The organism is Streptomyces sp. NPDC020490, assembly GCF_044335305.1.
Classification (GTDB): Bacteria; Actinomycetota; Actinomycetes; order Streptomycetales; family Streptomycetaceae; genus Streptomyces.
The window spans coordinates 1-14,329 of record NZ_JBIRUY010000076.1 but is presented as its reverse complement, the minus strand read 5'-3'; the positions used below and the strand labels follow the sequence as shown (position 1 = coordinate 14,329).

Annotated in this window: 13 protein-coding genes; 8 read left to right on the top strand and 5 right to left on the bottom strand. The window is 69.9% G+C overall.

Annotated features, from left to right (window positions below; genetic code table 11):
• Nucleotides 1-242 precede the first annotated feature (242 nt).
• Nucleotides 243-881 carry a hypothetical protein gene (locus ACH4ZX_RS39640; RefSeq protein WP_398283691.1) on the top strand — a complete coding sequence of 213 codons (639 nt, stop codon included), beginning with the start codon at nucleotides 243-245 and terminating at the stop codon, nucleotides 879-881.
• Between the two features lie 30 nt (nucleotides 882-911).
• Here ACH4ZX_RS39640 and ACH4ZX_RS39635 read toward each other — a convergent pair whose 3' ends face one another.
• From ACH4ZX_RS39635 to ACH4ZX_RS39615, 5 genes are all read right to left on the bottom strand, one after another.
• The gene (locus tag ACH4ZX_RS39635) at nucleotides 912-1,313 is read right to left on the bottom strand and encodes a hypothetical protein (protein WP_398283689.1); all 402 of its coding nucleotides are present in this window, start codon (nucleotides 1,311-1,313) and stop codon (nucleotides 912-914) included.
• A 68-nt stretch (nucleotides 1,314-1,381) separates the two neighbouring features.
• Complete coding sequence (locus ACH4ZX_RS39630) at nucleotides 1,382-2,395, bottom strand: hypothetical protein (RefSeq protein ID WP_398283687.1); 1,014 nt, start codon at nucleotides 2,393-2,395, stop codon at nucleotides 1,382-1,384.
• A 1,431-nt stretch (nucleotides 2,396-3,826) separates the two neighbouring features.
• Nucleotides 3,827-4,000 (bottom strand): hypothetical protein, encoded by a 174-nt coding sequence (locus ACH4ZX_RS39625; protein ID WP_398283685.1) that lies wholly within the window; start codon nucleotides 3,998-4,000, stop codon nucleotides 3,827-3,829.
• 278 nt (nucleotides 4,001-4,278) lie between these two features.
• Nucleotides 4,279-5,412 carry a hypothetical protein gene (locus ACH4ZX_RS39620; RefSeq protein ID WP_398283683.1) on the bottom strand — a complete coding sequence of 378 codons (1,134 nt, stop codon included), beginning with the start codon at nucleotides 5,410-5,412 and terminating at the stop codon, nucleotides 4,279-4,281.
• Between the two features lie 72 nt (nucleotides 5,413-5,484).
• Complete coding sequence (locus ACH4ZX_RS39615; RefSeq protein ID WP_398283681.1) at nucleotides 5,485-6,393, bottom strand: hypothetical protein; 909 nt, start codon at nucleotides 6,391-6,393, stop codon at nucleotides 5,485-5,487.
• Between the two features lie 431 nt (nucleotides 6,394-6,824).
• Between ACH4ZX_RS39615 and ACH4ZX_RS39610 the strand changes: the two genes are divergently transcribed.
• From ACH4ZX_RS39610 to ACH4ZX_RS39580, 7 genes are all read left to right on the top strand, one after another.
• Nucleotides 6,825-7,598 (top strand): hypothetical protein, encoded by a 774-nt coding sequence (locus ACH4ZX_RS39610; RefSeq protein ID WP_398283679.1) that lies wholly within the window; start codon nucleotides 6,825-6,827, stop codon nucleotides 7,596-7,598.
• A 97-nt stretch (nucleotides 7,599-7,695) separates the two neighbouring features.
• Nucleotides 7,696-8,541, top strand: coding sequence for a hypothetical protein (locus ACH4ZX_RS39605; RefSeq protein WP_398283677.1), 846 nt, complete (start codon nucleotides 7,696-7,698; stop codon nucleotides 8,539-8,541).
• Nucleotides 8,542-8,878: 337 nt separating this feature from the next.
• A complete protein-coding gene (locus tag ACH4ZX_RS39600) occupies nucleotides 8,879-9,052 on the top strand; it encodes a hypothetical protein (protein ID WP_398283675.1) in 174 nt (57 codons plus the stop codon).
• A gap of 234 nt (nucleotides 9,053-9,286) precedes the next feature.
• A complete protein-coding gene (locus ACH4ZX_RS39595; RefSeq protein ID WP_398283673.1) occupies nucleotides 9,287-9,880 on the top strand; it encodes a hypothetical protein in 594 nt (197 codons plus the stop codon).
• A 1,119-nt stretch (nucleotides 9,881-10,999) separates the two neighbouring features.
• Complete coding sequence (locus tag ACH4ZX_RS39590; RefSeq protein ID WP_398283671.1) at nucleotides 11,000-11,896, top strand: recombinase family protein; 897 nt, start codon at nucleotides 11,000-11,002, stop codon at nucleotides 11,894-11,896.
• A gap of 57 nt (nucleotides 11,897-11,953) precedes the next feature.
• The gene (locus ACH4ZX_RS39585) at nucleotides 11,954-12,229 is read left to right on the top strand and encodes a hypothetical protein (protein ID WP_398283669.1); all 276 of its coding nucleotides are present in this window, start codon (nucleotides 11,954-11,956) and stop codon (nucleotides 12,227-12,229) included.
• Nucleotides 12,222-14,246: a zeta toxin family protein gene (locus ACH4ZX_RS39580; protein ID WP_398283667.1), complete on the top strand. Its 2,025-nt coding sequence runs from the start codon at nucleotides 12,222-12,224 to the stop codon at nucleotides 14,244-14,246. The genes ACH4ZX_RS39585 and ACH4ZX_RS39580 overlap by 8 nt, the downstream gene beginning before the upstream one ends.
• Nucleotides 14,247-14,329: the final 83 nt, after the last annotated feature.

Here is a 14,329-nt window from a genome sequence, read left to right as displayed (position 1 = left end):
CAAGAGGGTGTTCAGATCTTGCGTCACAACATGATCTTGAACACCCTCTGTTCACGCCTGATCGTCAGCCCAGGACATAGGACTTACTCGTCTAGCTGGGACGCGCCCCGGCGCCACTCCCTATAGCCGGTGTCCCGACAGGCGGGGCGGTGCGCCTCTCCTTGCTTGTTGCCCCGGTACCCGCCGACGTGCGCCGTCCGGCTTGGGGCACGTGCTCGCGAGGTTGAGCTATACAGTCCGGCATGAGCATCCTCGACACCTCCATAGCCGCGGCCTCGGCAGCGTTCACCGGCGTTGCCGCCTACGGCGCATGGAAGGCCTCTCGTGAGGCGAACAGGGCGGCCTGGAACGCGAACGAGACGGCGACCACCGTCGCGCAGATCGAGCAGGAGCGCTGGCACAGGGAACTGACGCCCCAGCTCCGGATCAAACTCCAGGCGGATCCCCATGAGGTGCTGTACGTGCGCTTCGAGGGGCCATCCAAGCTCGGCGAACTCCACATCGAACTGCGCATTCAGGATGACTTCGACGGCTCTCGGCCACCCCACCTCATCGGCACTCTGACACCCGAGCAGGCCGCAGAAGCCGCGGAAGTCATCTGGGGGCCGTACCGCTTCAGGCCCGGAGTCGATGACGCGGACGCACTGGGCCGGGCGGTCCCAGCGTTCCCTCTCCTCCCCGGCGGCCGCACTCGGCTCGCCGTTGACTTCTCCCCGCGGCCCTCCTGGTACGAAGGCGCCGACGGGGAGCAGAGGTGGCGCGACCGCTACAGCACCTCTCCCATCCGCCTGTTGGCGATCTGCACCGTCTCGGGTCACAAGCCCTGGACGCTCGCTTTCGCGGTGCCGCAGGACGGCGGCTGGGCCCTGGGCGGCGCCTGACCCGGGATGGGCGCCACCCAGGCACCACGGTCAGTCCTCGTCGTTGCGAATCCGGGGGTCGATCTGCTCGGCGCAGTGACACAGCAGGAGATCCTCAGTGGCCTCGTGACTGTCGGCCAGAGCGAGGCGGCGCAGCAGGTACTCGCGCATCCGCCAGTCGGCGGGCGCATCCCAGCGTTCCTCATTGACCGCGTCGTCGCCCGGCCAGGCCATCCGGACGACCGCGGTCTCCCAGTCGATCAAATCCTCGGCGGCCCACGTACGGTGAGCAATAGTCCCGAGGAAGATGGCAACGAGATCCGGCAGTTCCCTGGTGACAGCGACGATGTCGGTTCGGTCGGCGCAGCTCAGGGCGACAAGACACACGACAGTGGCGCAGACGAGGCCGAGCAGGAGGGCGAGCGGAAGAAGTAGCCACACTTCGATAGGCACGGTGGGTCTCCACGGTTGATGGGCCGAGGGAAGGTGCCCCCTGCTGATAACGGACAGATCGAGAGAAATTACCGTGTCTGTGGATCCGCCCGGCCGAGGATGGAATCAGTCGTGGCGTGTGCTGCGGTGCGACGTTCTGCGGCCCGGACGGCGAGGCGGCGGGTCTTGCGACGGACTCGTTCACCGAACGCAGCCGGGTCAGAGGCGCCAGCGTGGGCAGCGGCCTCGGTCCAAGTGGTGCCATCACCGATGGCCAAGGCGACAACGACCAGGCGTTCCTCAGGCGTCAAGTGCTGCACGATCCGTACGAGGCGGTCGTCGTGGATGGCCGTGCCGAGGAGGGCGTCGGAGAGGTTGGCTCGGTCGGTGACGAGGTCGTAGAGGCACAGACCGTCGCCGAGCGGGGCGTCCAGGAGTAGCAGTCGGGAGCGCCGTACGCGTCGGCGCCACAATGGGACGAGTTGGCGGTGGAGGGTGCGGGCCTCGGCGCGCAGCTGGCCAAGGGCTTCCGGTTGCAGATGGCCGTGCTCGTCCAGCGATCTGGTCCAGTCGCCCATCAGGGCGGTGGAGACCGCCTCGCCCCAGCGTGTACTCCGGTTCACCCCCAGAACGCGGGCGGCGAAGTTCTCTACCTTGTCCTGTCGGTTCCGGAGCGCGTCAGCGCGTGCTTCCAGCGCCGCCATCAGGTCCGGAACGGGTCCTTCGGAGTCCTTGACCCAGTCCGTGTTGTAGCGGGCGTTCTCGCCAACACGCAGCCGCACCGTGGCACCGGGGAGGGTGGTAGGGGACTCGGGTTCCAGGGCGGCCATGACAGCGTCCACCGCGGGCTCCCGGATGATGTCCCGTGGATGGCGCTGTACGAGGCCGCCGTCGGAGGTCTCGTACAGGAAGGCTCCCAACGGACGGCCCGTCTCTTTGTGGATTCCGCCGGAACTCGCGCGGACGCGAACTTCGTCGCTCTGGACGTACCACAGCGGTGGGATCGGTGGGAGTACCGGCTTGATGAGGACAGGTGCGGACGACGCAGCAGCGGTGGGGAGATCAGGCACGGTGGGCTCCTCGGTTCGGATCAGCAGCTTCACCTCTTCGGTCTCGGCAGATGCCCTGAGCGGCAATAAATCTTGGACGGATTCCGCAGACGGCTTGTTGGCTCGTCACACGGTAGTTGCGACCTCAGAGGCTCGCTTGCGGTTCAAGGGACGCCCAATTCACTCCCCACGCGGCTGGGCGGCAGCCGGAGTCTGCACGGCCTGCTCAGCGGGCAGATGGTCTGCACGAGATAGAGCCCCGGAGAATGATCAACGACACGTCTCCCTGCTAAAGCCGCTGAATCCGGCCGAGGTGGCAGTCCTGTTGGCGCGGGTGCAGGAGACGGGCATCACGTGGATCGAGGCCGTGGCGCCGTCCGGAGCACCTCGGGGCCCGGCAGCGTTCGGCGAACGGGGCCTCCCCAAAGTGATCCGTCTCGCCGACGAGCAAAACGGGACACAAGGCGAGCGGCCGACGATGGCTGGCGAAACCGCGCGGGGGCTCGTCGTGAGCGTGCTTACCGGGACGATTTGCACATCATCGGCGGCCTGGCCGTCGCCGGGCTCCTCGCCGCCCCTTGGACAGCGCACTCAATGAGGGCCAGCCGAATTACGGCACCGCCGGCGACCGCCGCCGCGACTGCCCCGATCGCCTCGCTCCCGGACCCTGGTCAAAACGGCAGTCGAGCGGGATGTCGCCGTGCTGGACAGCCCAGCCCCAGACGGCCAGGGCCTCGATCAGCGCGGGCGGATCGGATGGCGGGATGGGGTGACACATGGTCTGCGGGTCTCCTTTGGTACCGCCCCGGGGCTGGGGCCGGTGGCTGCCGGGTGCATCCACCGGCCGTCGATGGCGTTGCGGAACCCGACGACGGGTTCCACCTCGACCACGCTACCGATGGGTCGTCCGGCGCGGTCGATGACGGTGGCCGTCAGCTCCTCCGCGCGCTCGCGGGCGGAGGCCTCGTCGTGCCCGGCCACGAACTCCACCCGGCAGTGAGCCCGCCAGTACGTCAGCTCGACCCCCTCGGGCAGCGGGCCGTGTTCCCCGTCGCTCTCGACCGCCCCGGGGCCCTGCTCGATCCTCTGTGCGCCTGCTCCCAGGGGCCGTAGTGCACGCCGCGCGTGCCGAGGTGCGCGAATACGCTGCGTGGGTAGTCCGCTTCCAGGCGTCGGCGTTCGCCCTCGGTCAGCTCGGCTGGGTCGATCGGCGCGAGCTCGCGGCGATGCCCGCGCTCCTCCAGCTCCTGCGGCGTCGGGCGACCGATCTCCCACGTCGAATGCAGCAGCGGCCGGTCGCCGCCGCGGTGCAGTGGGTGGCGCATGTACAGCGACAGTCGGTGCCAAGCGTCCTCGGCGTTCAGGGCGGCGGCACGGGTCTCGATTACCGCCGACCATTCGCGCAGTTCCCGCCCAGCCCTCCATTCCTCCCAGAGCTGGACTTCGCGCAGCTCCAGGCGCGCGGTGCGAACCTCCCAGCTCCAGCTAGTCCTCGGCGAACGAGGCGGCATGGCGCTCGGCGTCGGCCACGCCGAGCGCGTCCAGGTCAGCCAGGGACACCTGGGCAGTCTCATGGCAGCGTCGGGCGGTGGTGAACTTCTCGCCCTCGCGGGCGGCACCGCGGGCCTTCCTGCTAGCGGTGGACTGCTTCTTCGGCATGGCGTACTCCAGACGCGGCGGTTCCCCCACGCTCCCGCCGACCACGTACAAGCCACAGGCAGAAGACTTCAAACTCCGCGGGCCCCGAGAGACCTTGGCCGACAATGCCCCGGCGGCGTGGGCGCCGGGCGGCAGCGAACGGCGGTACGCGTCTGGCCGTGTGCAACACACGGTACCGGCTGCCACCGACAATCCCCTGAGATCGGCGACAGCGGTCACCCGGAACGGCGGCGGCCGACGGAACTCCCGCCGGCCGCCGCCGCAGATGACTTCCTTGGTCAGAAGCCGATGCCCTCGGTCGGGGCGTCCTCGAACATCTCGCCCTCGTCCACGTACTCCCAGAACACCGGGCTGTTGGCGGACCACCCGCCCTGGCGGCGCAGCTTGTCGATGCGCTTGCCCTTCTTGATGCCGGTGGTGACCAGGCCGCGCCGGGCGGAGTGGCCGGTGATCCGGCGTCCGGTCAGGCCTGCGTACTTCGCGCAGCGTGCGAGCGCGCGGCCGACTCCGTCCGGCGACAGCCGTGCGGTGCCCAGGTGGCCCCACTGGTCGACGGGCAGGAACGCTGGGCCGTCGGGGGCGGCACCGGCAGCCAGTTTGGCTTCCTTCCACGCGAGCCAGCAGCGCACCGGGCAGGAGGCGCGGTTCTCGCCGTAGGTGACGGGAACGGGCCGGGGCGGACGGCCCTTCACCGAGGGGACGGTCACCCTCAGCCCCTCGTCCACGACCTCGATGTGCGCGTCGTCCAGCAGGGACATCTCCTCGTTGCGCCCGGCCACGGCCAGCTTCAACGAGTTCAAGGCCTGATCCCGCAGCCGGGCCAGCTCCGGCACCCGGTAGACGGTGCGACGCCGGGCCGTCGGCTGCGGCTGTCGCTCGCGCGGGGCGTTGGCCATCGTCCGCAGGTCGGCGGGGGCGATGGCGGCCGCCTTGCCACGGCCGCGCTTCATCCGCTTCTCGTCCAGCTTGAGCGGCTTCAACGCCCGGCGGGCCGCCTCGGTGGCCTCCTTGGGCACCGTGTAGCCGCGGGCGCGGGCCTCGGACGTGACCCCGGTGATGCGGCGCTCGATCGTGTTCGGCGGCGCCTCGACCACCTGGTCCAGATAGGTCACGAAGGAGACGAACGTGCCGACCGTGATGGAGCTGAGCGGCAGGGGCGTGCCGGTCTGCCGCTTGAGCCAGGCATGGAACTCCTGCCACACCTCCCAGTCCCGGGCGTAGCCGTCCCGGGTCTTCTTCGGCCGGATGCGGCGGAGATGGGCCTGAGCGTCCGTTTCCAGAGCCGCGAGGACGGCGGCCACCGGATCGGGCACGGCGACCTCGCCGGCGCCCGGGGCGTCGTCGTCCACCAGCTCGGCGTCGACCACGTCCACCGGCTCCAGATCGGTCCCATACTCCTCGGCGGTCGTCACTCTGTGATCTCCTCCTCCTCGGTCTCGGTCGCGGTGGCCGCGCCGCGGATGAGTTCGGGGTCAGGCAGCACGTCATTCAGCTCCTCGTCGTCGTGGCGCGGTGTCCGTCTGAAACCGCACGGGAGGAACGGCAGGGCCGGGCTCGGACACCGCCGGGTCGCTGCCGCCGCTGTCGTCTGGGTACAGACGGCGGTTGAGGAGGCGGCCGAGCGTGTGCACGGCGGTCTGGATGGCCAGGCGGTCGGCGGCGGTGAGCTGGGATTCCAGATGCGGGTGGTCGCTGCTCACGGCGGTCCACCCGGCGGGCTCGAAGGGATCGGGATCAAACCTGACGCTGGAAGTCTCCTGGGAGCCGGGGTGACCGAGGGTCAGGTCGACGCCGTGGATCACGGCCTGGCCCTCGCCCCCGACGGGTACGGCGGTCCGAAACGCCATCAGGTGCTCTTTGTGGGGGGTGTCCAGTTCGGCCCAGTGCTTCTGCGCGGCCTCCTGGGCAGCGGCCAGTTGCGCGAGAAGACTCTCGCCCGCGTCCACCTTCCGGTCCGGGTCGGCGGAGTCCTCCAGCAGGATGCCGATCCGGTCCAGGGCGATGCTCAGGTGCCAGGCGGCGCTTGCCAACCAGTCGGGTCGCTCGGTGAGCATTGCGGGCCGGACCAGGGACCAGGCGTGCCGGGCGAGTTCCCGCACCGGCTCGGCGGTGAGCGGCGCGTACGGCGGGAGGGCGCCAGCGGGTTCGGCGGTCTTGTCGGTGGGTTCGACGCCGCGGGCGCGCAGGTCGTCGTAGACGGTGTCGCGGGAGACGTCGGCGGCGCGGGCAAGTTCGGCGACGGTGCGCGTGCCTGCCCACCAGGCGGCGGCCATCAGGTCGGCACGGTTGGCGGCAAGGCGGTCGCGGCGGGTGGCCCAGCCGCGCAGGGCGGCCAGGGCGGCGCCGCGCACGTCCGTCGGTTCGGTATCGAGTGGGTCGACAGTGGAGTCCATGCCCCACACAGTATGTCGAGTGGCTCGACATGTCGACTGGTTCGACACTTTCGGGCCCTCCCTGGGGAGCGAAGTTGACGACTCCTCATGTCTGGTTTGTCGCCTCGGATATGGCACGTTATCCGAGCCGAGATACCCCGGTCCGACATACCCGCAAACCCGTCAGCCGGGCCCTGCCGGAGGGGCACACGGCAGAGACACCGCGCCCAGCAGCAATGGGATGTCTACGCCTGACGCATAGAAACGTCAGGTGTAACCTTCCCCTGCAAGATGGGCAAGAAGAAAAGGCACGAATCTGCCGTCCGGACGGAGCTGCCCATCAGGGTGGCGCAGGTGCCAACGCGGCGGTAGTACGCGTCAGGTGCGAGGGGACGGCTCGCCCAGGTCAGGCTGGCCTGACGGACCGTCCGGGCAGCGGTAGCCTGCCGCCCATGACCGATGCTTCCGAGGCCGCCGCCACCATCCCCACCGGCCCCCGCGACGAGGCCGTCGTCTCCTACGGCCTGTATGCCAAGCGGCTGAGCGACCTCGCCCTGGAACTCCTCGCCCACGACCCCGACGCCCCGCCCGGCGACCGGGTCCGCCGCGCCCTGGAGCTCGGCGAGTGGCTGGACAAACTCGTCAGCCAGGCCGCCGTCGCCGAACGCGAGGACGGAGCCAGCTGGCGCGCCATCGGCGAGGCCGCCGGCATCACCCGCCAGTCCGCCGCCGGGCGCTGGGGCCCCGCCGTCGACGCCTGGCGGGCCAACGGCCGCCGCGCCCTGAGCGGCGGCACCGGCGAGAGTGCCCGCACGGCCGCCGTCGCCCTCGACCTCGCCTACGCCCGCCGCGCCGACGACAACCCGTGCACCGTCTTCAGCAGCACCCTGCACGTAGTCCGCTACCCCGAACGGGAGGCCGCCCGCGCCCGCCAGGAACAGGCCGACGCCGCCCGGCACCGCCTGCACGATGTGCGCACCCGCACCGAGGACCTGACCCGCGACTTCCACACCGCCCAGGACCCCGCCGACCGCGCCGACGCCCTGCGCCGCCGCGCCGCCGTCCAGGACGAAACGGCCGCCCTCCTCCAACACCTGGCCACGCTCGACCCCGACCGGGCCGACACCCACCGCGCCGACGCCGTCCAGAGCGCCCGGGCAGCCGACGCCGACCGCGAGTTCGCCACCCTCCTCGCCTCGCAGGACACCCCCGCCCCCGCACCGTGACCCATGTCACACCCGTGTCCCGGAGATTCCTTGCCGGTGGCCCCGCTCCCCGGGACCGAGAGGTGAAGCATCCCCTCCCACAAGGAGCAGCACCGCCGTGACCACCCAAGACCCCGCATCGGCCCATGCCAGCTACCACGTCCTCCCAGGGCGCCCCGCCGGAGGTGAGCAGGAATTCGGTGAGCAGGAATTCATCGTCTCCACCGCTGACGGCGTCCGCCTGGCAAAGCCAAGCGAAGATCCTCGCGGCAGAGGCGGGTCTCTGCAGCACTGGTACTACAAGAAGGGGGCCGATCCGTATCCGGACCTCGTTGCGGCCATCGGGGCCCGCGGTATGGCCTGCGGCGCCTGGCCGCCCGTCGGCGTCTGCGTGACGACCGACACCTACGCGGACGTCATGACGGACTCCACCGATCACGTCACCGGCCGGGTGCTGGTGCTGCCGCGCAGCGAGCGGTGGCGGGAGGCCACCTCCACCGCCCTCCTGGGCCCATGGTGCGATCCACTGTGGCAGACCGGGCATCTGCCGACCGCCGCACTCGGCGCCCTGAGGGCGGAGGCCCGCACCCTGCACCGGCATCTGGTGCCGCTCTGGCGGCGCGGCACCCGGCACGGGCGGGTGCTGTCCCTGGACGCCGACCTGGGCGGGCTGTCTTTGTACGACCTGGTCGCCACCGACGTCGGCCTCCTGGTGAACACTGTGGGCGGGGTGTTCGAGGACGAACGCCTCAACCGCGTACTGCGCGGCCTCGACCCGGCCGAACGCGCGGTGGTCTTCGCGTACGCCGAGGGCGAGGGCACCACCTGGACCGAGGCCGCCACCGCGGCCGGCGTCCCCGAGCCGGAGGCCTTCGGTGAACGGGTGCGCCGCAAGGTCCACCGCCTCGCCGCCGAACAGCGGCGCCGTGCCGCGCAGCGCCGCTCCAGCTCTTCGGCGGCCTGACGCAGGCTCACGCCCCCTCGCCGACGCCGAGTTCGCCATCCTCGCCTGTGAACCTCGTCACGCACTGGCGGGTTGCGCGGCTAGCCCGCCATGCGCCAAAGCCCCCGGGCCCTCTTGCTCATTCCCGTAGAACGCGCAGCTCAGGGGCCGTTTTGACGAGTGATGACGCCAGCCGCCCGCTGGGGTGACCGCACAGGCTTGCGCGGCTTACTCGCCACCCCCGCATACTCCCGGCGCTGTCCGCCCTTCACCCCGAGACGCAAGGGGTGAGACCTGCCCATGCTCCCGCCCGCACACGCCCGTGTGCGGCATCCCTGTCCGTGAAGGAGACCTTGTCGTGTCAACGCTCGCCCTGCTCGTGGTCCTGCTGCTCGTCCTGGTCGTCGCCCTGGTCTTCGGTGGCCTCGCCTATCTCGCCTACCGCCACCCGGCTACGCGCGAGCCACTGGTCATCGGCCTCTCCGGCGTCGCCGTGGTGGCCGCCATCGTCGGACCGATCCTCACCCGGTGAGGACGGCCCGCCCGTGGCGACGCCGCCGGGCCCGCACCACGCCGACCCCCATGGAAAGGGCCCGAGGTGGTTGCGGAGGTCGGGCCCTTTCCATGGGGTCGGCGTGGTCACATCACCCGATCGCATCTAGATTTCTATCCTTTTTCTCCCCGGTCTAGATGGAAGGGGATTCGGTGCAGCACACTGCCCGTGGAGACCCGGGAGAACCGGGTAAGAATCCTTCGAAAGGTTTCAGTGAAGATCACCATTGAGGGTGCGAGCGAGGAATTCGCCGAGAAGGTGCTCGCGCTCACCGCCAAGCAGGGCGCCGAGCTGACCGTCGCAACCGTACAGACCGGCTGGACCGTCGACCGTGCCGAACGCTACCTCCGCTCCCTCCCCGCCGGCGCCCGCCGGTTCGCCGAGATGGTCATCGTGGACGGTGACGGCTACCTCGACGCCGACCAACTGCGCGCCGTGGTCGGCAGGCTCAACGGGCCGACGGTCGCCCTGTCCCGCGCGGTCCCGCGCGGCGTGAAGGCGGGCTGGTGGCCGGAGGGCACCCCTGCGCCGATCAGCCCCGTCTCCGACCCGGACAACCCGAGCTGGCACCAGAACATCGCCTACCGGATGGACGCGGGGAACGTGCCCGTCTTCCGCGAGGCCCTCACCCGCCTCGTGTCCACCCAGCAGGCCGCCCGGGGCGCGGCGCTCCCGGTCGACGACGACCAGGACGACGACGGCGTGACGGAGTGCCACGTCTGCCTCCAGCCGTACGAGGTGGACGAGCAGGGCAACGCCTCCCACCTGGACACGGCCCGCGACGCCGACCCCACCCCGCGGAGCTGACCGTGACCGCCCGTCCGGTACAGCCGGAGTGCACCGGCTATGAGGCGCTGAACCAGCCGCTCACGGAGGCCCCGGCATGAAGCTGCCCAACAAGTCGCCCCCAGCACAGTACGGCCCATCTGTGATCTCCAGCACACCCTGACTACCCCGAAGTAGATGGCTCCAGGCAGCGCTGTCCCGCTGGCGAGCCGGGCTGCACGGTGACGTCAGCCGGAGGACTCCGGGACGGTGTCCTCTGTGCGGCCCGGTCCGAGGATCCGCCGCGCGGACGGCGGCGCTGCGGAGCTGGCTCCGAGGACTCCGCGGGCTCGCAACTCGTTGAGGTCTGACAGATGGACACCGGGCAGTACGTCGAGAAGGTCGGCTTCTGCGGCGCGGATGCCCTGAGGGGGAGCCTCGGGGCCGGTGCCAAGGGTGCGGCGGGCAGTCACGGTGATCATCGTACGGGCGGCCTCTGCCGCTGAACGCCATTCCTTAAAGCCGGAAACGAGGGCCGCGCCGAAGATGACGCGGGCCCTCGTCCTGTCCGTTACTCCTCGTCAGGAGTCGTCTGTTCGGTCCGAGTGATGGCACGGTTGCGGGCCTTACGAACTGTCCAGGCGCTGATGGTGCAGACGAGGGTGGCGCAGATACTGCCAAGGAACTCGGGCAGAGCCTCGAAGAACAGGCGAATCACGAAGATGCTCCATCAGTGTGCAAACGTCCGCACTGACGGGGCGGCTTACCGCAACGCGCATCGACCGCTCCAGTGATCTTGCAATTACCAGGCGGTTCACCCGCTCGGATTGGCTAGGGCGGGCCAGCACATTGCGTGCCCTCCGGCGGTCACGAGCCGCCTGTCGGGCGTGGTCCCGACGAGAGCTGAAGGCAGACTCCCACAGCAGAGGAGTTGAGGCTGGCAACTCTCACCGAATCAGCGTTGTGGTCCACGTCACGCAGCGGGTCCCGTTGTCGATGATCTTCCACAGGCGTTCAGGGACCTGCTCGCAGACGCAGAGGCCGTTTCCTAGGTGGCGCTCGTGAAACACCGGGCGCGGCGACGATCATGCTGCACGTTTCTTGTTTCATGGGTCGTTTCAAATGTGGACAAATGAAACAGACACATGAAACAGTGATCACGTGAGCGACGACTACCAGCGTGTTGAAGCGCACGACTGCCCCATGTCCACCTGCGCCGCCCCGGCGGGCTCGCCATGCCGCACTGCCAAGGGCCGGGTGGCGATCCAGTACCACACGGCCCGCTTCCGGCTCGTGCCCTCACTGGCGAAGACACTGAACGTCCCCGTCCCCGCGGTGAGGAAGCCGGGCACGCCCTGGGTGGAGCTGCCGCGCCCGGCCGGGGCCGGCGCCAAGCCGGTCGGTCATATCCGCATCGGTTACGCCCGCGCCTCCACCGCGCGCCAGTCCCTGGACTCGCAACTCGACTCCTTGGCCGCCGCCGGGGTCACTCGGGTGTTCTCCGAGAAGATCTCGACCCGCGCCACGAAGCGGCCGGAGCTGGAGAAGGCCGTCACGCTCGCCCGCGAGATCCGCGCGTCCGGTGTCCGCGTCACCCTGGTCGTGCACGAGCACAAGCGACTCGGCCGGGGCATCGACCTCGCCACGCTCGCCGAAGAGTTGCGCGCCAGCGACGTGGGCTTGGAGTTTCTCACCGGAGAGCTTCAGGGCTCCCACGACCCGGGCGGCGTGGTCTTCACCGTGCTCGCCGCACTGTCGGGCATGGAGCGCGAGTACATCCGCGACCGCACCCTGGAGGGCCACGAGGCGGCCCGCAAGCGAGGCAAGGCGATCGGCGGGGCCAGCGTCACCGACGAGAACATGCTCGCCATGGCGCTGCACCTGCGGAACCAGGACCTGAGCCTGCGCGAGATCGCGGCCCGTCTCGTCATCACCAAGGGCGCCAAGAAGGGCCAGCACCCCTCCCCGGCGACCATCATGCGCATGCTGCGCGAGCACGACGAACAGACAGCCGCCGCACACCCCGTGGCGATGCCAGAGGTCGCTGAGAACACCTGAGAGCACGACCAGGACGTCACCGATCGCCCGATCCCCGAATCCTTATGAAGGAGCAGAATGACCGAGCACAGCCCGACCATGATTCCGGACGACCTGCCCACGTCTGTGGTCTACGACATGTGCGCCGAGACCGCCACCCAGCTGTCGTCCCGCTACGTGAAGCTCTCGGACGACGCCACCACCGAGGAGGAACGGCGGATCTGGTGGAACAAGGTTCTCGACCTCCGAGACGAGAAGAACGCGGTCGACGCCCACGACCGGGCCGCCATGATCGCCAAGATCACCGCTTGGACGACCGCCATCCACAAGCTGGACGACCAGCGTCGTGGGTGATCCAACCCCCTACGAGCTCACAGCGGAGCAGTTGCAAGAGCGCTTCGCGACGCGAGTCGTGGACTACCTCTTCCGCGGCCGGCGCCCCAGCGACCGGCCGGTCGCGATCCTCACCGGCGCTCAGCCGGCAGCCGGCAAGAGCCGGGCGATGGCAGCCATCCGCCAGCAGAACGCCGACCGCGACGTGATCCAACTCTCCGGTGACGAACTCCGCCAGTTCCACCCGAAGTTCCGGGAGCTGATGGCCACTGACCCCATAGCCATGGTGCCGGCCACCCAGCAAGCGCAGACCGCATGGATGCAGATGGCGTTCGCGTACGCGGTCGAGCACGGCTACTCCTTCGTCGCCGAGGGCACCTTCCGCGACCCCGACGCGGTACTCGCCGACGCCCGCTTCTTCGCGACTGGCCGGCGTGACGGAACGTTAGGCAATGCCCAGTCATCCGTCGGTGGCCACGAGGTGTGGATCGTCGCCCTGGCGGTGCGCGCGGAACGCAGTGGGCTCGACGCCCTGTACCGCTTCCTGGCGCCGGGCGCGGAGCCCGGCCGGTGGGTATGGCCCGAGTGGGCCAAGGCCTCCTATGACGCGATCCCCATCACCGTGGCCGCCGCCGAGGACAGCCCCCACGTACACAAGGTGATCGTCACCAACCGGACCGGCGTTGACCTGTTCGTGAACACCCGCCGGCCCGATGGCAACATGCAGCATCCGCCGGGGGCCGCAGATGCCGTCCTGGCCGAGCGGGCGCGCCCGCTGCCAGTTCAGGAGGCAGACGGCTGGCTGGCACGCCAGCAGGACGTCATCTTGCAGTTCGTCGCGACCGGGCAGGTCAACACGACCACCCACCAGGGGCTGAGCCTCGCCATTGAGGACGCCCAGGCCATCATCCCGATGTCGAGCGCGGCTGCCAGCCAGCCGCGCCTCGACGCGGAGGCGATCCAGAGCGGCCTGAGCCAAGTGCTCGAGTGGGCCCGCCAGGGGGCCGAGCGACAGCGTCCCCTCTTCCTCGTGCCGGACGCCGTGATCGACGCCAGGCTGAGCCAGCCGGACATCCCACAGAACCCGCTGCGCGCGGCAGAAATCCGGGCTGAGCTCAACCGCCGCGCCGCCCTGAGCCCTACTCTTCGAGCGGCCGAGGACGCGATCCGCACCAGCGCCCAGAGCCTCGCCGACCTACGTCGAGTCCAGCCTGGCGGCACGCCAGCACCCGCCCAGGAGGGCCCGGGGGTGTCCGCCGCGGCGGCGAGATCCCAGAACCTCTCGACCGCCGACGGTCCGTCAGCCGACCGCCAGGACCGACCGATCCTCAGCGGTCTTCTTTCCGATGTTCCTCGGCCCCCTGCCCGACCGTTTTCGTCGGAGGAGGTGGCCGACTGGCTCGGACTGCATCAGCAGGTCGTAGTGGAGCTGGCGGTACGCGGTCAGATCGACGCGACCTCGATACCAGTCCTGCAGCAGGTCGCCGTCGATGCCGAGACGGTCGCCGCGATGGACCCCGATCCGCAGAGCCCGGCCCGCCTCGCGCACACGGCCGTGCGCCCGCTGCTGCAGACGCTGTCCACCGCGCCGATCACCCCTGACTCGTCGTTGCCGCTGCTGCTGACGCCCGACGAGGTCCTGACAGCGCGGGCGGACCGGATCGCCCGGGCGACCGTGGAAACAGCCCCAGACGCTGCTGAGACCCGCACCTCCGTCGATCCGGTCCAACGGCTGATCGAGCAGGGTGCTCCGCCGGAGCTGATCGAACGGGCCCGGACAGCCGCCCAGGAGGACCAGGCTTACGCGCAGGCGGCGGCACAGCAGTCGGGTCAGCGTGTCGCCCGGCTGCGCGAGGAAGGCCAACGGATCTCCGCCGAGTTGGAGCGGCGCCAGGCTCTCACGCCCGTGATGCGGCAAGCCGAGAACGCGCTACGTCAGCGGCTGCACGACCGGCTGGCGTCGGCAGCGCCGTCGCCGCAGTCCTCACCATCCTCGGCGCCGCGCATGCAAGGGCCCCAGCAACGTCTCAGGTTCTAGTGGTCGTTGCAACACCCCAGCTCAGGGGTGGCAATGGACTTCAGGATCCGGGAGGACCGGAGGCCGCAGGGACCCAGGAAGCT

Coding starts and splice junctions, on each gene's coding strand:
- ACH4ZX_RS39640 (WP_398283691.1), top strand. CDS start 243: ATGAGCATCCTCGACACCTCCATAGCCGCGGCCTCGGCAGCGTTCACC.
- ACH4ZX_RS39625 (WP_398283685.1), bottom strand. CDS start 4,000: ATGCCGAAGAAGCAGTCCACCGCTAGCAGGAAGGCCCGCGGTGCCGCC.
- ACH4ZX_RS39615 (WP_398283681.1), bottom strand. CDS start 6,393: ATGGACTCCACTGTCGACCCACTCGATACCGAACCGACGGACGTGCGC.
- ACH4ZX_RS39610 (WP_398283679.1), top strand. CDS start 6,825: ATGACCGATGCTTCCGAGGCCGCCGCCACCATCCCCACCGGCCCCCGC.
- ACH4ZX_RS39585 (WP_398283669.1), top strand. CDS start 11,954: ATGACCGAGCACAGCCCGACCATGATTCCGGACGACCTGCCCACGTCT.